This is a genomic window from Coleofasciculus sp. E1-EBD-02, assembly GCF_040218245.1.
In the GTDB taxonomy this organism is placed as follows: Bacteria; Cyanobacteriota; Cyanobacteriia; order Cyanobacteriales; family Coleofasciculaceae; genus Coleofasciculus.
In genome coordinates this window covers 1-21,567 of the sequence record NZ_JAVJQN010000218.1, presented here as the reverse complement: position 1 = coordinate 21,567, position 21,567 = coordinate 1, and the positions used below count along the sequence as shown (strand labels likewise).

Genomic DNA, 21,567 nt, shown 5'->3' with positions numbered 1-21,567 from the left:
AACCCTAACCACCTGTAGGGGCGGGTTTTACAACTATCATTTGGGTTTGACCCCAATGTAACTAAACCCGCCCCGATCGCGTGATCAACCCCGACAACCGGAACCCTAACCACCTGTAGGGGCGGGTTTTACAACTATCATTTGGGTTTGACCCCAATGTAACTAAACCCGCCCCGATCGCGTGATCAACCCCGACAACCGGAACCCTAACCACCTGTAGGGGCGGGTTTTACAACAATCATTTGGGTTTGACCCCAATGTAACTATACCCGCCCCGATCGCGTGATCTACCCCTACAACCGGAACCCTAACCACCTTTATGGGCGGGTTTTTCAACTATCATTTGGGTTTGACCCCAATGTAACTAACCCCTCCCCGATCGCGTGATCAACCCCGACAACCGGAACCCTAACCACCTGTAGGGGCGGGTTTTACAACTATCATTTGGGTTTGACCCCAATGTAACTAAACCCGCCCCGATCGATGTGTAGAGACGTAGCATGCTACGTCTCTACATTCCTGTATTGAAACCCACCCCGAATCTATTGCCGATCGCGTTCCAAATCATGGATGACTTTTTGCCAATACCAATCCTCAGAATGTCCCGGATTAATGCTTTTCACCTGATTCAGTAACCCCTTCGCCACTTGCCAATCCCCCTGAACCATGCCAAAAAGCTGATACTGGAGTTTCGCAGAGGGTTTGTTTCCATCCGATAAGTCGCTAATATCAGACCAAGGGCTTAATCCTCGCCCTGCTTGCTGTTGCTGAATCCGATCCAAGCTTCCCGTGGGAATCGATGCAATAAGCTGGCGCGTGTACTCCGTTTGTGGTTCCCGGTAGATACTCTCTGCCGCATCAATTTCCTCGATTTTGCCCTTATTCATCACCATGATGCGATCGCTCATAAATTTGACCACACTCAAGTCATGGGAGATAAAGATATAGGTGAGATTCAACTCATCCTTTAACTCACTCTGTAACTCCTTGAGCAAATTCAGTACCTGCGCCTGTACCGACACATCCAAGGCAGAAACCGATTCATCGCAGATAATAAACTTAGGCTCAAGTGCTAGCGCCCTGGCGATACAAACCCGTTGGCGTTGTCCCCCCGAAAACTCGTGGGGATAGCGGTTCATCCAGTCGGGGTTTAACCCCACTCGTTCAAACAAATAAGCAACGCGATCGCGACGTGCTTTGGCATTATCTCCCCATTTATGAATCACCAATGGTTCCATCACCGCATCCCCAATCTTCATCCGAGGATCAAGAGAACTAAAGGGATTCTGGAAAATAATTTGCATCTTTTGCCGCATTTGCCGCAAGCGCTTGCCTTTAATATGGGTGATATCTTCATTGTCAAAGGTTACCTTACCCTCCATCGGTTCAATTAAACGCAATAACGTCCGGGCAAGGGTGGATTTACCGCAACCCGATTCCCCCACGAGTCCCAACGTTTCTCCTTTGTAAACTTCAAAGGACACATTATTGACCGCCATAATATAGCGTTTAGTTTTGCCAAATACGTTGGACACAGGAAACCCCACCCGGAGATTTTTAACGGCAAGTAGGGGAGAGGCTGAGGCGTCAGCAATGGCGAGATTATCTCGCTGAACCTTTGCCCCATTTTCCTGATCAAAAGTCGGGGATTTTTCGCGAATGTCTACCTTACCCTCCTCTGTTGTCACCTCCTCCATGAAGTCAGCCACAGTGGGTAAGTATTTGAGATGTTTTTCTAATGTCGGACGACAGGCTAATAATCCTTTGGTATAAGGATGCTGGGGATGAGAGAAAATCTGCCAGACATCGCCACTTTCGACAATATTTCCTCGATACATCACCGCCACACTATCGGCAATTTCAGCAATTACGCCTAAGTCGTGGGTGATGAAAATCATCGACATTCCTCGCTGATCCCGCAACTCCCGCAGCAAGTCCAGAATTGCCGCCTGTACGGTAACATCAAGGGCGGTGCTGGGTTCATCCGCAATCAGAATCTCCGGATCACAGGCAATTGCCATGGCAATCATCACCCGTTGCAATTGACCCCCGGATAGTTCGTGAGGATAGCGCTTGAGCATTTCCTGTTTACGCTGATTCAGGTACTGACTGATCACGCGATCTGTGGCGGCGTCGTCAGGATTTTCTTGCTCATACTCCTGCTTAAGTTCCTGATCACTGGGAATCAGCCGCACTTCTTGCAGCCGTGCGATCGCCTGACGCCGTGCTTCGCCTTGGGATATGTCCTGATGCTGTAAAATCGCCTCGATAAGCTGAAACCCGATTGTGTAGACGGGGTTGAGGGAACTCATCGGTTCCTGGAAGATCATCGAAATTTGACCCCCCCGAAACAAGCGTTTTCGTTCCTGATTCAGCGTCAGCAACTCAATGGGTTGAGCGCCATCGGCTTGAGGTTTAAAATAAATCTCCCCCTGAGTAATTCTACCCGGCGTTGACACTAACCCCATCACCGCCAGTGAGGTGACTGACTTCCCCGAACCCGACTCACCGACAATACCCAGGGTTTGCCCCCGTTTCACTTGAAAACTAATCCTATCAACAGCGAGGACTTCCTTTTCATCGGTTTTAAATTTGACTTGCAGGTTGCGAACGTCGAGAACGGTATCAGCCATGACACTCTAAAACGAGAATTAACAGAAATTTTAACAAGCAAATGCTCTATCGTACCGCATCTCCATTGATTCGCGATCGTACTATAGGAGCTAAATGGTTTATTGTTACTGAATTGACACAACTCATGACAACTCTAGTCAAATGGACAATCACCGACTATCATCGCCTCATTGAGACTGGTATTCTCAACCACCGTCGGGTCGAACTTTTGCAAGGAGAAGTCGTAGAAATGCCTCCAGAAGAACCAATCCATAGCTATGCAACCGAAGGGGGTGTTCACTATCTACGTTCACTGTTAAGGGGATTGGCGGTGGTGCGAGAAGCTCATCCAATTACCCTGGCTGATTCCGAACCCCAACCCGATGTCGCCATTGTCCAACCATCTCGACAACGATATCTCCAGCATCATCCCTATCCCCAGGACATTTTTTTGCTGATTGAAATCTCTCAGTCTACTTTGGACTATGATCTCAATGAGAAAAAGAAAACCTATGCCTTGGCAGATATTCCAGAATACTGGGTGGTGAATCTCAAAGCCAATCAGATCCACGTCTTTCGACATCCTCAAGACGCGAATTACTTGGAAACATTCCTGATCACGCAAGGCACTATTTTTTCCTTGGCATTCCCCACAATTGAGGTGTCAATTAACCGATTTTTTGCCGATGCCTAATCGTTTAATGATGGGAAAAAGCAATAAATGTAGGGGCGGGTTTAGCCACTCAAACAACTTGTCACCAATCAATGAACAACAAAACCCGCCCTCCCCACCGATAACTCGTTCATAGCAATGAACAATGAACAGCCAGTAGGGTGGGTTAGGCGGAATTTAAATCGAAGCGATAACCATTTAATGCCGTATCCGCCGTAACCCACCGATGTTAACGGGGAAATATAGCAAATGACATAAGACATAAGACAAATGACATAAGACAAATAACATTATCGCATCCGATGCTGACAACGTTTAAGATAATGTTGCGCTACCTTATCCCCTGGATGAACCTGCAAACATTCACTAAACCGTTGAGCTGCATCTGAGAGGCGATCGCGATAATATAACATTAGCCCTTCCTCGAATGCCGTTTTCGTTGCCAGCTTTGCCTTTCGCATCTCCGGCGGATCAGCATCAAAGACTTCATAGACGGTTACTTTTTTGGCTTTCCCTTTCACATTCACCTTATCCACAAGACGCATCCCATAGTCACCGGGATTCGACAACCTCAAGAATGTATGGTGCGAGATTAATAGCCGTACTTGATAAATTTTAGTTAATTCTTCCAGGCGGGCGGCTAAATTCACCGCATCACTAATCACCGTGCTATCCATGCGGGAAAATCCGCCCACGGTTCCCAGCATTAATTCTCCGGTATTGATTCCTATACCAATCTCAATGGGTGCATAGTCATAATTAGCCCGATGTTGGTTATATAAAGCCAGCCGCTCAAACATGGTAATTCCCGCCTGCACTGCTTCATCAGCATTACCACTAAACAGTGCCATAATTTCATCGCCAATATATTTATCGACAAAGCCATTATGTTCCCGAATGGCAGGTTCCATGCGACTTAAGAAAGCATTAATAAAATTAAAATTTTCACGGGGATTCATCTGTTCCGACAGCGCCGTAAAGTTGCGAATATCGGCAAAGAGAACAGACATTTTCTGTTGAACGTGATCCCCCAGTTGCACATCTACAATACTTTTTTTCTGTAAAAACTGGAGAAATTGACCCGGAACAAACCGTTCGTAGGCTTGATTGAGTTGAAATAACTCACGAGTAAACGCTTCCCGTTGTACTTCCGCTTTTTTGCGATCGCGGATATCTTGAAAGGCAACCATCCCATAAGCCACTTCCCCCTGTTCCTCATAGATGGGAGTCCCCCACACCTCAATCGGGATAACCTGATCCCCTCGGTGAATTTCAATATCATCAACGGTGGAAGTTTTTCCCTGCAACGCCAGAAAAATAGGCATTTGCTGGATGGGATAGAGTTGATCGGTTCCTGTGCGATAGGCTTGATACACTTCAGTTAATTCTTCAATGATAACAGTGTCCACAATGCCTTTGCCCAAAATCTGTTTAGCCGCTTCATTAGCATAGTAAGGTTTGCCCTTGGCATCGAGGATAAAAATTCCCACGGGTACGGCGTCTAAAAATTGCATCAATCTCCGCTCGCTTTCCCGCACCGCTGCGTAAAGTCGAGCATTTTCTTTGGCAATTGTGGATAAACGCAGATGAGTTTTAATTCTGACCAAAAGTTTGTGTTTGGCAATCGGTTTGGTCAAATAATCATTCACGCCTACACTAAAGCCTGCCACTAAATCATTCACTTGCTCATTTGCCGTCAACATTAACACGGGCAGTTCAGTAGGGGGATAGAATTCACGCAGTTTCTTACAAACATCATACCCAGTCATGCGCGGCATAATCGCATCAAGTAAAACCAGGTCAGGCTGAAAACCATTGTTAATGATGTCTAAAGCTTCCCTACCATTGGTGGCTTGGGCAACTTGATAATTTTCTAAGGATAAATAGTTGACGAGTATCTGGCGATTTACTGTATCATCATCGACGATTAAAATCTTGAACGGGTTGATTAAGGGTTCGTCCTCCTGGAAATTGGCGTGTTCTTTTAGCGTTAATGCGGGTTGAGTAAGCGTCAGCAAAAGAGGACAAGAATTACCGACCAGACTAGGTTGACTCACAGAGGAATTGGCACTATAAATTGTCTTAGGTATTGTCACAATTGACTCAATCGGATCGGGCTTAATGTCTGGAATTTGTCCGTCAAAAATGGGTAACGTAAACGTAAACTGAGAGCCGACACCTAAGGTTGATTGCACCTCAATCGTTCCCCCATACAACTCTACCAGCTTTTTCGTCAGGGCTAACCCTAACCCTGTACCGCCATACTGATGCCCTAGAAAACCCTCCCCTTGTTCAAAGGATTCAAAAATACGGTTTAATTGAGACTTGGGGATGCCAATTCCTGTGTCAGATACAGTAATGGCTAGCATTTTGAATGTTGACCCTTCATTGGGTTCGAGGACATGGTTTGTAGGGGCAGATTTAGGGACTTTGTTGTCGCTATTAATAGTAACGTTTGGACAAAACCCGTCCTGACTGGATGTTGACATTTCACTTCGTTCTAGGACAGGGTTTTGATCCTTCACGTCGTTTATAGGGAACCGGGTTGATAGAGGTGGGTTGATAAAATTCGCGTCAGGGGTTGACGATAACGTTGGTTCCAAAACTACGCTGACTGAGCCTTCGCTTCGCTCCAGGACATAGTTTTGAGTTAACGTCTCCATGTTGCTATTGCCCCACTGTACTGCTGCACCTCTACCCTCTAATGTCTGCCTTGAGCTTACCAATTGAGCCGAAATTTTGACCGTTCCTCTATCGGTAAACTTAATCGCATTGTCCACTAAGTTTTGCAAAATCTGCTGCACCCGATTTTCATCGGCATAAGCAATCGGTAAGTCAGGAGAAATGGCATTAATCAGTTGTAACTCTTTATCACCAATTAGTGGATAACTGAGTCGGAGAACCACCTCCGCTATTTCTCGTACCCCCACGGGCTGTTGCTGGAGTTGAATGTCTTGGTTTCTGAGTTTGGCAAAATCGAGAATGTCATTGACTAAGTTGGATAAGCGCCGCCCGGTGGCGATAATTGTACCTAAATTGATCCGGGTTTGTAAGGGTAACTCTCCGGTAGCACCATCGATTAACGATTCAGCAATGCCGACAATGCCATAGAGAGGAGTACGGAGTTGGTGGGAGGTATTAGCTAAAAATTCATCTTTGAGCTTGTCTAGGCGCTGCCAAGCGGCATTTTGATGGTCTTTGAATTCCAGTTCTTGGGTAAAATGCATCCGTTCTGCTTCGGCTTTTTTTCGATCTGTGATATCGTTAAGAACGGCAATGGCATAAATAATTTCACCCTGTTCATCCAGGATAGGTTTGCTCCAGGTTTCAATCGGAATAATTTGGTCGTCTTGGTGAATTTCAATATTATGGACAATGGAGCGTTGTCCCTGCAAAGCGCGAACAATCGGTAACTCTTCAGTGGGATAAAATTGATCAGTTCCGGCGATATACCAGTGATGAACCGCACAAAAATTATCCGCGATCGCGTCTAGCGTAAACTCTTGTCCCATAAACCGTTGTGCTTTATCGTTGGTATAATGAAATTTTCCCTGAGCATCAACCACCACGATACCAACGGGTACGGTTTCTAAAATTTGAGCTAACTGTTTCTCACTTTTTGCCAATGCCTCATTTAAGCGGTTCATCTGATGATTCTGGTCTTTGAGAGTGGCAAAGGATTGGTTTAATTGATCCGCCATTTGATTAAAGGCGGTGCTAAGACTACCCAGTTCAGCGTTCCGATGAACCTCAATTTTTTGCTCCCATTCCCCCTTAGCAATAGCATTGGCGGCTTGATTTAAGCGCTGGATGGGTTGAATAATCCAGTGGGCGGTACTCAGACCAACTCCCGTGGCGATGATTAATGCAACCAGACAGAGTAGGATTGTCGATTGCGTATTATTATGAATGTGATCCAAGAAGTCAGCTTCAGGGAGAACCACGACAATTAACCAGTCTAATCCGTGGCTATCTTGTAAGGGCATGACTTGTAAAAATTGCCGCTGTCCTTGACGCTTAAAGTCCAGGCGCTGGGACGCTTGAATCGAATTGAAATCGCCAAACTGTTGGGTTAAATAGTTGGCGGTGGCTTGAATTAAGGGATCACGACTTTGGCTGGCTTTTAACCGAGTAATGTGATTTTGGTGATGTTGAAAGGGCGGTTCCGGAGTGGATGTGGCGATTAATAATCCAGAACGTTCCATAATAAACAGGCGTCCCGATTTACCGATTTTTATCGTTTGCAGGAAATCGTTAATCGTGGAAAGACGCAGGGTTGTGTTTAAGACACCCTGAACCTGCTGATTGCTGTCGTAAACGGGTTGAATGGCGCTGATTAGCAACGTGCGATCGCCTTCACCAAAATGGGGGTAAATGTCACTCCAGGTGGGTTTATCGGCTTGCAAGGCGGCTTTATACCAGGGTCGCAGGCGGGGGTCGTAGTTTTTGCTACTCTCTAAAAGGGTGTTGCGATCGCCTTCACTGTGGGTGCTATAAGTATAGAAATCAAAATCTGTCGCGGGATTCGCTTGGATAATCACCAATTGATCCCGATTTCGTCGCCCCGCCGCAATCAATCCTCGCTGTTCATTCGCCACACCAACATAACTCACAGAATCAAATCGTTGCACTTGTCGCCACAAATGTTGTTCCCAGGGTTGCAAGGTGTCTAGGGTCAAGCTTCCCAGATGAATCGCATCTTGATTACTCTGATTAATCTGATGGGGAATGGCTAAATATCGCTCCAACCGATCCTCAATATGAACCGTAATTTCATCTTGCAATTGAGTCGATACCTCATTCACCGCCCGCTTTCCGTGACGAAATGATAACCAGCCAATTACGCCGACTGTAGCAAAAATTTGCACCAGAAAGGGGACTACGAATACTGTTCGTAGAGGCACATTCGTTAAACCGTTGTCAATTAGGCGCTTGAGAGATCGCATTGACATGAGAGCCCCTTGGAGATCGCTAAAGTTAAGGAAATAAACCCTACATTTTTAAGCAGAATTCAGTCCTTTTTTTGTCGTTCAACCCCAATTAGCGATGCACCCAATCTATTCAATCGATAAACGAGTTAAATAGGTTTAGGGGAAAACTTAAAAAAGATGTTTAAATGAGTATGGTTTTGCGAAAAGTCGGCACAGTATTCGCTCGATTTTCACGGTGAACGTTTCCCACCCAATCTCTTTCACCAGAAAGCGTTACAGTTAAACCGTTTCGACTTTTGTCAAGAGACGTATTGCATCTGTACATGCCAGATAGCGATACTAGACAGAACTGGCAAATTCAATCCTTTTGCCTCTCTAGCTCAAAGCCATTATTGTGTTATACTAGCGTATTACTTGTATTACGGCATTTTTATAATATGCTAATTCGCTCATAGCAGCAACTCTCTAACGGTAGAGTGTCGGCTCAACTCGATGAGAAGGCGAGCTAGGGAAGAGGGGGAAGCTGGGGAAGCTGGGGAAGCTGGGGAAGCTGGGGGAGATTGTGTAGGGGCGGGTTTCACTACTATCTTTTTAGTTACACCCAGAGGTAACTAAACCCGCCCCGACTTTACGAATGACGTAGTGGCAATGGTGCGTTACGCTACGCTAACGCACCCTACTGGCTGACGTCCCTATCCCACTCTCTCCAATAAATCGGTGAAATCAGTGTTTTGATAAATGACAATCACCACCATTAACCGTTATAAATCGGTGAAATCAGTGTTTTGACAACGGTTGAGATAAATGTTAGCCACTTGATCTTGAGGATTGACCCGCAGCACCTCAGCAAAGCGTTTTTTCGCCTCAGCAAACGCCTTCATGTTATAAAAATACCAGGCTTCAGTAAAAGTTTGTAACGTGGCTAATTTAGCAGCTTTAATCTCAGGTAAATCAGCATCAAACACTTCATAAACAGTTACCAATTCCGATTTTCCCTTCACCTTCACTTTATCAATCAGGCGAATCGCATAATTAGTCGGATCAGATAAACGGGAAAACGTATGATGAGAAATTAATAAGGGGACTTGATAATATTTAGTTAACCCTTCAATGCGAGAGGCTAAATTCACCGCATCACTAATCACCGTGCTATCCATGCGCGAGACTCCACCAATGGTTCCCAGCATTAACCCTCCCGTATTAATCCCAATCCCAATCCGGATAGGAGGATAGCCAGAATTCTGTCGATGTTGATTATAGATCCTCAGTTGGTGTAGCATAGCAATTCCCGCCTTAACTGCATCATCAGCCTGACCACTAAACAATGCCATAATTGCATCACCGATATATTTATCAATAAAGCCATTATGGTCAGTAATCGCTGGTTCCATGCGCGACAAATAAGCATTAATAAACTTAAAATTGTCCTCCGGTGTCAGCGTTTCCGATAATGTCGTGAAGGCGCGAATATCCGAAAATAGGATTGACATTTTATGTTGAACATTATCACCCAACTGGACATCGACAATACTTTCCTTATCCAAAAATTGGAGAAACTGACGCGGAACAAACCGTTCATACGCCTGATTCAGTTCTGCCAAACTGGTATAGAAACGGGCATTTTCAATAGATGTGGCGGCTTGCGCGGATAGGAGACGCAACAGTTCCAATCGGCTAGCCGTAAATGCTCCCGTCGTCAAATTATTTTCTAAATAGACAATTCCGCTGAGTTTTCCTTGATTAATCAACGGCGCACAGAGAATTGACTTCGGCTGTTCTTGCTGAATATAGGAATCTTGAGTAAATTGTCCCTCATTTAGGGCATCATTTAAGACAACAATTTCCTGAGTTCGAGCCACATAATTAATAATGGTAACCGATAAAACTTGACTGTCTTCAATGTCAGTAGACTGTAAAACATGAATTTGATCGCATTCTGCATCAGGTTGACCTAGAGTATTCACCTGTCCCTCGGCTTCAATCCTTAATTTTCCTTTGCTTTCTAAAATAAGAAACCCTTTTTGCGCTCCCGCATTTTCAATCAAAATCTTCATCAACGCTGCCAGTAATTTATCCAAGACAATCTCACCGGAAATCACTTGCGCCGCTTTCATGACGGTGGTTAAGTCAAGAAAATCTGACGAATTTTTACCACTTTGCGTTGTTGTGGTCACTGTGGAGCTTTTTTGTAAAAGTCCGCCTGAATCATTACTATTCGCTCGCGTAAACAGCCATTGGGGATAGGTTTCTTCCAACTGTTTAACTTTCGCCATTGCCCCCCATCTGGTATAAATATAGTGAGCTTTTTGTAAATAGTTTTTAGCAATTTCATTCCGACCTAACCGTTGATAAAAGTTGCTCGCTCGTTCATAAGCGAGGGCTTCGTCCTGAAGATAGCTCTGTTTTTTTGCACCTTGAATTGCCCGATCATAATACTCCATTGCCTGAATAATTTTGCTACGTAATTCTGCTCGTTCAGCCTCCACTAATTCATATTTATGCTGGAAGTTACAAGGGGCATATTCTGCCCAGGTTTGCATAATTTTTTGCTGTCTGGCTATTTTGTTGAGATAGCGTCTACGTTTACTGGGACTCGCCGAATGACACAGAGATAACAAAACCAAAGACGAATAGAAGTTGGCTAAAACGCTATTTAATAAGCCATTAACACTCCCCTTGTATTGATCAGCCAGACAAACTTGCGTTTCGGCTTCTTCGTTATTGCCAAATAAGTAAGCCAGAAATAACTTCGCCCAATAAACGGATAAGATTGAAATCTGATTATTCGCTTGTAATAAATCAGGGAGGAGACGATCAAAAACAGTCCAGTTTAAATTGGGATAATTTTCAGCCTCAATTAAGCATAAGGATAAATTCCGCCAAATTGTGATATAACCAATCTGATAATCTTGTTTAAACTGCCGATTCAGTTCCAGATGTTGAGCTTGTTTGGACTCAACCTCAGTTAAGGGCAGTCCGACGAAAAATGAATAAGTACAATAGTTTACCGTACAGTGACAAGCATATTCAATATCACCATTTTCAATTGCCGTTTGAATCGTATCGAGTAATGGATTTAACGTTTCTCGTGCTGGCTCTTTCCAAGGTCGCACAAAGGCATTAAATTGCTGATAAACTTTGGCTTGTACGTCTTTAGCCGGAAAGCGGTCTAATAATTTCAACGCTAACTGACCAAAGCGATAGCCTTGATCAATCGTTTCTTGTTTGCCACACAATAGCAAACTATAAACACTATAAGCATAAGCCGCTAGCGATGAATTTCCATAGCGAATACAGAGATTCACCATAGTGAAAATAAGCGACGGTAACAGAGATGGTTTGGCAATATAGGCAGGTGCCATAACGGACATCAAAATTCGCAAAGCTGCCAATTGAGTGGGTTGAGTCATTTCTGGCAAATCGGCTAACGCCTCAACCGTTTGATAAACAGGAGGCGTTTTAGTTAGCGGTATTTCTAGTAGGTTTAAAACCTGCTTTGCCGTTTTGATAGCGGACAGCATTTGATTTTGAGAACTATCGAATAAAATTTGAATTTCATAGACCTTAACCTTATGAATTAGAGTTTCCGCCTGGTTTAGCACAACATTGGTTAGGGTTTGGGCGGTTTCAAAGTCAGTCAATAAATATGCCAATTCAATGGCTTCCATCGACAAGTTTAGGGTCAACTCATATTGCACCTGCCAACTGTCTGGCGGAAGAAGTTCTCGACCGATTGTCAAGTACTTCATCGCCGCTTCATAAGCGGTTGCGGCTTTGGCTTTTTGACCTGCCCAAAGATTCAATTGAGCTAATTCATTCTGTTCTTCAGTAGACTGGATTAACTCAATACTAATATTCAGATGATTGACAATATTAAAAAGAGTCTCTGAAAACTGGTCTTCGGGAGTATTTTGCAGTAATAACTGACCCACCCTATGGTGAATCGCTTTGCAGTGTTCTGGAGGAATTAATGAATAAGCAGTGTGCTGAATTCGGTTGTGAGCAAATTTGTATTGGATGGTGAAGTTTTGATGTTCTATATCGCTGCTTAGTGAGGCGGGATTCGAGGCTAAAGGTTGAGGTTTTTGCAGCAGAATTTCAGTAGTATTAGATGGACGGATTAACTTGTAGGATTCACCCAAAGGCAGAATCAATCCTTCAACAACTGTCTGCCATAACTGCACGGCTGTTTCGGACTGCGATTCGCCTAACGCTAAGGCTAATGGTTTGAGTTCAAAGGAATTGCCCAAACAAGCGGCAAACTGTAAAACCCGTTGCACCTTTGGCGATAAGGTTTGAATCTTATTGACTAGAATGGCGACAACATTATCCGTAAAATTTTGAGCTTGAATTTTGGCTATATCCCACTGCCACGTTCCGCCTTGAGAGTCAAAGATGACGATTTTTTCTTTATATAAATAGTTTAAAAACTCATTGACAAAAAAAGGGTTTCCGCCCGTTTTTAACTGGACTAATTCAGCCAGGTGCTGGGCATGATCCGGGGAACATTTGAGCGTTTCAGTCACCAATTGGATAATGCTCATCAATCCCAAGGGTGCTAAAATAATTTGATGGATAATTGTTCCGCTTGACCGGATAGTGTTGAATGTTAACAGTAAGGGATGGGATTCACTCACCTCATTGTCACGATAAGCACCAATCATAAACAGCCCCCCACTGTGAGAATCAGCCTCACCCTGATTCAAGGAGTTCATCAACCATTCCATGAGTTTCAACGAAGCGCTATCCGCCCACTGTAAATTATCGATAAAAATGACTAACGGATGTTCAGGTTTGGCAAAAACGCGGATGAACTTTTGTAGAACTAATTTAAAGCGATTTTGCGCTTCTGTAGCAGGTAAACTGGCAACCGGAACTGGCTTACCTACAATCAGTCCAACTTCCGGAATGACATCAATAATAATTTGAGCATTCACGCCTAAAGCGGCTAAGAGTTGCTTGCGCCATCGGCTTAGTTGGACTGTGGTTTCCGTTAACAACTGTTTGATTAATTCTCGAAACGCTTTAATCACGGCTGAGTAAGGAATATCCCGCTGATATTGATCAAATTTGCCGCGAATAAAATAGCCCCGCCGTTGAGTAAGGGGTTTATATAGTTCATGTACTAGCGCTGATTTCCCGATACCGGAATATCCAGATACAACCATCATCTCCTTGGCGGAGTTTCGAGTCTGTAGGGGCGGGTTTAGGGAATTTTGTGTTGCCTTTGACGATAACTGTTGTTCAACACCCGCCCTGATTGAGTTTGGCGTTGGGTCTCCTAATAAACTACATCCAGTAACCCGAATAAAGGTGTCCAGTAGACTTTTAATTTCTCGTTCTCGACCATACAGTTTTTGGGGGATTTGAAATCGCTCAGAAATATCTTGACGACCGAGGGAAAATAGTTCAATTTTTCCCTTTGTTTCTAATTGCATTAGACAAATGGTTAAATCCGATTTTAGTCCCCAGGCACTTTGATAGCGGTCTTCTGCATTTTTTGCCAATAATTTCATCACGATAGCAGAGAGGGCGGGCGGAATATGTGGATTAATTTGGTGAGGCGGAATCGGTTCTTTAGCCAGATGAGAATGGACTAATTCTAGGGGATCTTCGGTTTCAAAGGGAAGGTGATGGGTTAGCAATTCATAGAACGTAACCCCTAAAGAATAAAAATCAGTCCGATAATCCAGCGCCCGATTCATTCTCCCGGTTTGTTCCGGTGACATGTAGGCTAATGTGCCTTCTAAGACGGAGGGATTTTTCAGAGTCGGGTTTTCTCGTGATAAAACGGTAGCAATGCCAAAGTCAATGATTTTCAGTTGTCCGGTTTCAGGATTGAAAACAATATTGGCTGGGTTGATATCTTTGTGAATAATATGAGCAGCATGAATTCTGCCTAAGCTTTCGGTGTTGCGAATGGCGATACTTAAGAATTCTTTGAGCGTAAATCCTCGTTCCTGGAGTAAGAGTTTTAACGAAGAACCGCCAAAATCTTCAAAGATAATCACCAGGGTGGTTTGATAGGGTTCTAAGCTATAAGCCTGAACCACACCGCCAAAGTTAAGGGAACGGGTGATTTGATATTCTTGTTGATAGCGGTTAATTTCTGCGGGCGTAGGATAATCGTGTTTGAGAACTTTGAGAATCACCGACTGCTGATCCGATTCTCGGATACCACGATAGACTAGAGAGTTACTACTTTCATAGATTTGGGCAAGAATCCGACAGCCAGCAACGGTAACCATAGGGGTAGAGGGGGGAAACACTGAGAGGATTGCTGAAAGGTGATAGCCTATCACAACCAGGAGTTAGCAATGACGTGGTTCTATAGTAATGGCATAAAATTCTCAACGAATAGTACCATTGAAGCGCGGGGCGGGTTTAGTCACATTTGGGTGCAACTGAAAAGATAGTCGTGAAACCCGCCCCTACACAGATTATTTCTACTCTTTTATCCTTGTACCCAACTTACGGCAACAGACGAGATCCAGGGGGACATTGAATCTCTGTAGAATCGGCTGACGGTGGAATTGGCATCGGCGGCGGTGAGGTAGCGGCTTGTTCACTCTGACAAATTCCAGAGACGGTTGTCTCAAATCCATCAACGGTGGTGACAAATACCGCACCAATATAGCTGGGAAGTCCCTCATCTTTGGGATGTGCCGTAATCGCGACACTCTCAGCGCGATCGCCTGATGGCACGATTTCATAAGTATATAAGGACGTTTCTAGGTTTGTGGCAATTTCTAGCTGTTCGAGGGTATTGGCAAATTGACGATTTTCTAGATAATACACTTGCTGGGCGCGATTTAAGAGGCTGATGTACTGCATCGGAATCGCTTGGCTGGATCGGTTGGCGCTGGTTTCCAACTCAATCACAGAAATATCTTCGGGTACGGTGGTATCATCCGATGTCTTTGCCAAGAGTAACGCTGTATCACTAAACGCCGTGGGTCGAGGTTCTCCCGGCGTAACATCTTTAAATTCTAAGCGCAGCTTCCCCTCTGGGGTTAACTCAAAAATGGTCAAGGCGATTTCATCCGGTGTGAGTGCCATATCCAGATGCATCGGTTGAGTCGCCGTCTGAATTTGGTAGCCTACCTCGATTGCCACAGCCGACCCATCTTGAGCGGGTAAGATAAAAAATAATTGGTTATCGGGGGCAAAAATTAACTGGATTGATTCCCCCGATGCCGGATCAGTGGCTTGCCATTCCCCGATTAATTGCTGAGTAACCGCATCCGTTGGCGATCGCATCTCAGATGCAGGAGAGGGATTATCCGGTTCAGATTGCGCTTGAGAGGGAACACCACTACAGACAAGCAGGGCGAAAAGAACGAATATCAAACGCGATCGGTACAACTTAAGCAATAGAGAAACAGGATTAACCATAACCATCCAACCCAGCAACTGATTGATTGGATTTTAGCAATGACGAATGACAAATGGCGAATGACAAAGGACACTTACGTCGCCACCCATCCCGAAAACACCCAGCCACCGTTAGCCAGCCGTATCCAGTTATCCGCCGTCTGATCCGTGGTTGCGATCGCAGCGCCATCGGCTACAGTATCCACCACCCGATACCCTAAACCGGGACCCGATCGCACATTCAAGGGACTCCCATTCGTCGTCACCACGGCGGTATCCCTTGCTGGAGTTGCACCGCCACCTTCACCGACTATCCAGCGAGAAGAAACCCAGTTGCCATTCGCCAGTTGAGACCAGCCATCAGTATTACGACCACTGAGGCTAACGGTTCGGTTATCCCCTACTGTACCCACCACACGATACCCCAAACCGGGACCCGATCGCACGTTGAGGGGATTGTTATTGGTGTTAACCACGGCTGTATTCGTCACCGGAGTCGCACCTCCCCCATCCCCATCCTCACCATATAAGGCGGTTAACGTCGTCGATCCAGCAATCCCATCCGGCGTCAATCCCTCAGACGCCTGAACCCTTCTCACAGCGGCTTCGGTGAGGCGACCATAATAGCCAGTGACGGGTCCGTTATAAACCCCAACCTCTTGCAATCGATTTTGCAGATTGGTTACGGCTGTCCCCGTACTACCGGGGCGTAAGACAGCGGATGGAACAGTACTACCACCATTCTCAGCTTCACCTCGTACCCAGCGAGAAGCGACCCAGTTGCCATTGCTGAGTTGAGACCAGCCATCGGCATCAAGACCACTGAGATTAATGGTAGTGCCATTGGCGAGAGTGCTAACGACGCCATACCCTAAACCGGGACCCGATCGCACATTTAGGGGACTACCATTCGTATTAACCACCGCCGCCCAAACGCTACTGGTTACGGTTAAGGAAGAAAGTGCGATCGCCAAGGCTAATCCCCGAATCCAGGCTAAACTCGGTAGTTTCCAGTCAACCTCTGACTTAAAACCAGACCCATCAGCACTGAACTGGGACTGGGGAATCTTGTCATCGGCTTGGGCGGAGAAATGGGTATAGGCTAGGGTTTCCATCAGAATACCTCACGGTTCGTTTATCACAGCAATGAACCTTAGCCGTAGACAAGACGAACTCAATGTCTAGATCAATTCCCCGTTTACCATCTACAGAAGGGAGTTGGGGATAGCAAAACGACGACGGCTGGGTTCATCTAATTTTAGACTTTTCTTTTCTAATAGTATTATTAGAGATAATTAAGCGAACTAACGTCCCTCAAAAGAAAGGTTTAAGGAAGTAGGTGGGGACAATTAAAGTTAACGGTGGAGATCGTCATTCGTCATTCGTCATTTGTCATTCGTCATTCGTCATTCGTCATTCGTCATTCGTCATTTGTTATATCTCCCCCTGCTTCCCCTGCTTCCCCAGCTTCCCCAGCTTCCCCTGCTCCCCCTGCTTCCCCTGCTCCCCCTGCTTCCCCTGCTCCCCCTGCTCCCCCTGCTTCCCCTGCTCCCCCTGCTTCCCCTGCTCCCCCAGCTCCCCCAGCTCCCCCAGCTCCCCCTGCTTCCCCTGCTCCCCCTGCTTCCCCAGCTCCCCCTGCTCCCCCTGCTCCCCCTGCTCTCTAACCCCACCACCACACCGATTCAGCAGCCCCTATTTATTTGTCGTGGGAGGGGAATGAAGATTATAGTAACGGTTAGCCCCTCTCTATCCATTTTGCTATTTTATTCTTATGGCTACCGCCACTTGGACTCGCCGCCATGTCCTTTCCCTGGAAGATTTTACATCGGCTGAATACGATACCCTCTTACAAACAGCCGCAAGCTGTCGGGAAGTTCTCTCCCGGCGCACGAAAAAAGTCCCGGCTTTACAAGGTCAGGTGGTGGCGAATATGTTTTTTGAACCCTCAACCCGCACCCGCAGTAGTTTTGAACTCGCCGCCAAACGGTTAAGTGCGGATACCCTGAATTTTGCACCAGGAACCTCGTCCTTGACTAAGGGAGAAACGATTCTGGACACGGCAAAAACCTATTTAGCCATGGGTGCGGATATGATGGTGATTCGCCATCGAGAAGCGGGAGTCCCCCATGCGATCGCGACTGAAATGGATCGCCTGGAAACGAATGTCGGTATCTTGAATGCAGGCGATGGTCAACATGAACATCCCTCTCAGGCGTTATTGGATTTATTTACAATTACATCCCTATTAGATTTTGAGTATCCTCGCTTGAAACTCTTAGCCGACAAAAAAATTGCCATTGTCGGGGATATTGTCCATTCACGGGTTGCTCGTTCTAATATTTGGAGTCTCACCGCCAGTGGTGCTGAGGTTCATTTAGCCGGTCCACCCACGCTAGTTCCCCAGGAGTTTACTGAGTATGTCCAGGGAACTGGAGAGCAGAGGAAGCCGGGGAAGTCGGGGGAGAATTTTTCCCAATCCCCAATCCCCAATCGGCGACTATTTTTGCATTGGGAGGTTGAACCCGCCCTAAAAGATGCCGATTTTGTCATGACCTTACGGCTGCAAAAAGAACGCATGACTGCCCATCTGTTACCCAGTCTGCGAGAATATCATCAACGGTATGGGATTACACGCGATCGCTTGAAACTTTGCCATCCTGGAGTCAAAATTCTCCACCCTGGACCCGTCAATCGCGGTGTGGAAATTAGTTCCGAGTTAATGGATGATCCAGAATTTAGTTTAATTTCTCAACAGGTCACCAGTGGTGTGGCGGTACGCATGGCGCTGCTGTATTTGATGGGGAGTGGCAAGTCTTAATATTGGTCATTGGTCTTATGTCATTGGTCTTATGTCAATTCTCTACCCTATCTCCATCATCTTCCCCAGCTTTCCCATTTCCCCCATCTTCCCCTCACCACAACAAGTTTTCAGCAAGTCCTCTTTAATTTTGCTGTAGTATAATTCAGCCTTATTTCGTCGTCAACAGGTTACTTGTAAAATTTCGATGAAGATGGGGCGGGTTTTTAAAGTGTTGATGAAGTATTAATTCCTGGCTTTTTTTCTGTGTATAGTATTTTCATAAGGTACATCAATGAGTTTTTTCGTCTAGTCCTATGCCGGAATCTAACATCTACTCATCTCTCAGCGCCGCTCTACCCAATGAGCTGACATTTAGCATTCAACTCGACGCGGGTAGTGATCCGGATGCCAGTTATGTGGATATCACCATCAAAGACGACCCCGGTACAGAAAACGTACTTGAAGGGATGAATTTTGATGGATATTGTATTGATACCGATCGGGGAATTCGCCCAAATATAGACTATACAGCTAAAGTTTATTCTAGCTATGAAACCTTACCCGATGAACTAATTGGAACAGGTTTAATCGAAAAGCCAGAAAATTTAGATCTCGTCAACTGGATTCTCAATCAAGGTTTTGAAGGACAAGCATCAACTGGGAATGGCACCTATACTTCAGGGGATATTCAACGAGCCGTCTGGTCATTACTGGATGACCAACAGTCAAGCGGTGGCGGGACTTTAGGTGCTTGGGAACAAGCGCGAGTCGATGAAATTCTGGATCTGGCTCAAGACAATGGTGAAGGGTTTGTTCCCGAATACGACTATACAACCCTATTTGGCGAACAAGTCGTTGGCAAAATGGGAGTCATTCTGGTTCCAGATAGCAATAATGATGGTTTGCCAGATAGCCAAATTGTTATCGCTGAAGTTGAATTATCTAAAATCGGTGATACGGTTTGGTCCGACTGCGATGCGGATGGGATTCAGGATGGAAACGAAGCGGGAATGGCTGGCGTTACCGTCAACCTCTTAGCCGACATTGATGGTGATGGTGTAATTGAAGATGGGGAAGTTGTGGACACCACCACCACCGATGCCAACGGTAATTATGAATTTACAACCATTGCGGGTGACTACAAGGTTCAATTTGAACAACCCGATAATAAACTCATCTCTCCAGCCAACCAAGGTGGCGATGATACGGTTGACAGTGATGGCTTAGTCTCTGATGTCGTGACTTTAGATCCAGGGGAAAATGACACCACAGTTGATGCCGGATTTTATCACCCTCCCTCTTTCAAAGCCGCTTTACCTGGAATGCTGACGTTTAGCATTCAGCTTGACGCCGGGAGTGATCCGGATGCTAGTTATGTGGATATCACCATCAAGGATATCCCCGGAACCGATAATATCTTTGAGGGGATGACCTTTGATGGGTATTGCCTAGATACCGATCGCCCGATCAATCGAAATGTAGATTACACAGCGAAAGTCTATTCCAGCGGTGAACCGTTACCCGATGAACTAATTGGACCGGGTTTAATCGAAAAGCCGGAAAATTTAGATTTGGTCAACTGGATTCTAAATCAAGGCTTTGAGGGAGAAGCCTCAACTGGGAATGGCACCTATACCTCAGGGGATGTGCAACGAGCCATCTGGGAGTTAATTGATGACCAACAGTCAAATGGTGGCGGTAGTTTAGGTGCTTGGGAACAAGCGCGAGTCGATGAAATTCTGGATCTGGCTCAAAGCAATGGTGAAGGCTTTGTTCCCGAATACGACTATACAACCATATTTGGCGAACAAGTCGTTGGCAAATTCGGACTCATCCTGGTTCCAGATACCGATGGGGATTGTTTACCGGATAAACAAATTGTTATCGCTGAAGTAGAATTATCCAAATTAGGGGATAGGGTTTGGTTAGACAGTGATGCCGATGGGATTCAGGATGCTGGTGAAGCGGGAATTGCTGGCGTTACTGTCAATTTATTCGCCGACATCGATGGTGACGGTGTATTTGAAGAGAGTGAAGTCGTTGAAACCACCACCACCGATGCTAACGGCAATTATGAATTTTCCGTCATGGCGGGTGAGTACCAGGTTCAATTTGAACAACCCGACGACTATGAAGTCAGTCCCGCTAACCAAGGGGGCGATGATACGGTTGACAGTGATGGTTTAGTCTCTGATATTGTCAGTCTCGCACCTGGGGAAAATGACCCCACGATTGACTCCGGTTTTTATCAACTGGCATCTTTAGGAGATAAAGTTTTTGAAGACAGCAACGGGAATGGCTTACAAGATGCTGGTGAAAGTGGTATTCAAGACGTTACCGTCAAACTCCAGAATCCGGATGGCACAGCGGTTCTCGATGGTAATGGAAACCCAATCACTACAACCACAGATGCTAATGGAGAATACTCATTCACTGGCTTAACGCCGGGTGAATATAAAGTCATGTTTGTCGCCCCCAATGGCTATGTCTTTAGCCCACAAGATGCGGGTGGCGATGATGGATTAGATAGTGATGCCAACCCCAGTAATGGCATGACTCAGACGGTAACGTTAGAGTCGGGTGAGTTTAACGACACATTGGATGCCGGATTGCTGATCCCGAATCCCGACATTGATATTGAGAAGTTCGTCAATGGGATAGATGTGACGGATTTGAATAACCTGCCGGAAATTGCCGTCGGTACCGATGTCACGTTTACCTACGCAGTCACCAATACAGGGAATGTGGGCTTCTCTACCAGTGACGTGATTGTCAGCGATGACAACGGCACGGTGGGTGATACCAGTGATGACTTTACTCCTACCCTCGATCTGTCCACAGATGTTGGCTCCGATGGCATCCTCAGCCCCGGTGAAACCTGGGTTTACTCCTCGGCAACTGAAGCAGCACAAGATCTGTCAAGTTCGACGACTTCTGACATCCGATTCCTCTTAACGGGTTCGAGTAGCTTGGATGGTGCCAATGGCAATGTCCGTACCTTCACTCAAGATGGGGTTTCGGTTGATGTCAGCGCATTTAGTCAGAAATGGGGAACCTGGAAAAATGCGTATTTAGGTGCATACAGTGGTGGCTTAGGTGTGACGAACCGTGATGAAGGGACATCGTCTCATCGCGTAGATAATAGCTGGAGTACCGATTACATCCTGTTTGAATTT

At 45.7% G+C, this 21,567-nt stretch carries 9 protein-coding genes; 4 read left to right on the top strand and 5 right to left on the bottom strand.

What is annotated here, in order from left to right:
• Positions 1–542: 542 nt before the first annotated feature.
• Complete coding sequence (locus RIC07_RS33470; RefSeq protein WP_446398291.1) at positions 543–2,633, bottom strand: ABC transporter ATP-binding protein; 2,091 nt, start codon at positions 2,631–2,633, stop codon at positions 543–545.
• Between the two features lie 41 nt (positions 2,634–2,674).
• On the opposite strand from RIC07_RS33470, the gene RIC07_RS33465 reads away from it, so the two are divergent.
• Positions 2,675–3,307 (top strand): Uma2 family endonuclease, encoded by a 633-nt coding sequence (locus RIC07_RS33465; RefSeq protein ID WP_446398290.1) that lies wholly within the window; start codon positions 2,675–2,677, stop codon positions 3,305–3,307.
• A gap of 269 nt (positions 3,308–3,576) precedes the next feature.
• Here RIC07_RS33465 and RIC07_RS33460 read toward each other — a convergent pair whose 3' ends face one another.
• Positions 3,577–8,238 carry a response regulator gene (locus RIC07_RS33460; protein WP_446398289.1) on the bottom strand — a complete coding sequence of 1,554 codons (4,662 nt, stop codon included), beginning with the start codon at positions 8,236–8,238 and terminating at the stop codon, positions 3,577–3,579.
• 471 nt (positions 8,239–8,709) lie between these two features.
• Between RIC07_RS33460 and RIC07_RS33455 the strand changes: the two genes are divergently transcribed.
• A complete protein-coding gene (locus tag RIC07_RS33455; protein ID WP_446398288.1) occupies positions 8,710–8,832 on the top strand; it encodes a hypothetical protein in 123 nt (40 codons plus the stop codon).
• Positions 8,833–8,978: 146 nt separating this feature from the next.
• Here the strand turns inward: RIC07_RS33455 and RIC07_RS33450 are convergent, their stop codons facing one another.
• The 3 genes from RIC07_RS33450 to RIC07_RS33440 all read right to left on the bottom strand — a co-directional run bounded on the left by RIC07_RS33450 (position 8,979) and on the right by RIC07_RS33440 (position 16,706).
• Entirely contained in the window at positions 8,979–14,465 is a 5,487-nt protein-coding gene (locus RIC07_RS33450; RefSeq protein ID WP_446398287.1) for an AAA family ATPase, read from the bottom strand.
• A gap of 223 nt (positions 14,466–14,688) precedes the next feature.
• Complete coding sequence (locus RIC07_RS33445) at positions 14,689–15,612, bottom strand: type IV pilin-like G/H family protein (RefSeq protein ID WP_446398286.1); 924 nt, start codon at positions 15,610–15,612, stop codon at positions 14,689–14,691.
• A 74-nt stretch (positions 15,613–15,686) separates the two neighbouring features.
• Positions 15,687–16,706: an SH3 domain-containing protein gene (locus tag RIC07_RS33440; protein WP_446398285.1), complete on the bottom strand. Its 1,020-nt coding sequence runs from the start codon at positions 16,704–16,706 to the stop codon at positions 15,687–15,689.
• Positions 16,707–17,362: 656 nt separating this feature from the next.
• Between RIC07_RS33440 and RIC07_RS33435 the strand changes: the two genes are divergently transcribed.
• On the top strand, positions 17,363–18,409 hold the full coding sequence (locus RIC07_RS33435; RefSeq protein WP_446398284.1) for an aspartate carbamoyltransferase catalytic subunit: 1,047 nt from the start codon (positions 17,363–17,365) through the stop codon (positions 18,407–18,409).
• Positions 18,410–18,705: 296 nt separating this feature from the next.
• Positions 18,706–21,567: SdrD B-like domain-containing protein (locus tag RIC07_RS33430; protein WP_446398283.1), on the top strand; the 2,862-nt coding region annotated here is incomplete at its 3' end.

Coding starts and splice junctions, on each gene's coding strand:
- RIC07_RS33435 (WP_446398284.1), top strand. CDS start 17,363: ATGGCTACCGCCACTTGGACTCGCCGCCATGTCCTTTCCCTGGAAGAT.
- RIC07_RS33455 (WP_446398288.1), top strand. CDS start 8,710: ATGAGAAGGCGAGCTAGGGAAGAGGGGGAAGCTGGGGAAGCTGGGGAA.
- RIC07_RS33460 (WP_446398289.1), bottom strand. CDS start 8,238: ATGTCAATGCGATCTCTCAAGCGCCTAATTGACAACGGTTTAACGAAT.
- RIC07_RS33470 (WP_446398291.1), bottom strand. CDS start 2,633: ATGGCTGATACCGTTCTCGACGTTCGCAACCTGCAAGTCAAATTTAAA.
- RIC07_RS33440 (WP_446398285.1), bottom strand. CDS start 16,706: ATGGAAACCCTAGCCTATACCCATTTCTCCGCCCAAGCCGATGACAAG.
- RIC07_RS33450 (WP_446398287.1), bottom strand. CDS start 14,465: ATGGTTACCGTTGCTGGCTGTCGGATTCTTGCCCAAATCTATGAAAGT.
- RIC07_RS33465 (WP_446398290.1), top strand. CDS start 2,675: ATGCTCTATCGTACCGCATCTCCATTGATTCGCGATCGTACTATAGGA.
- RIC07_RS33445 (WP_446398286.1), bottom strand. CDS start 15,612: ATGGTTAATCCTGTTTCTCTATTGCTTAAGTTGTACCGATCGCGTTTG.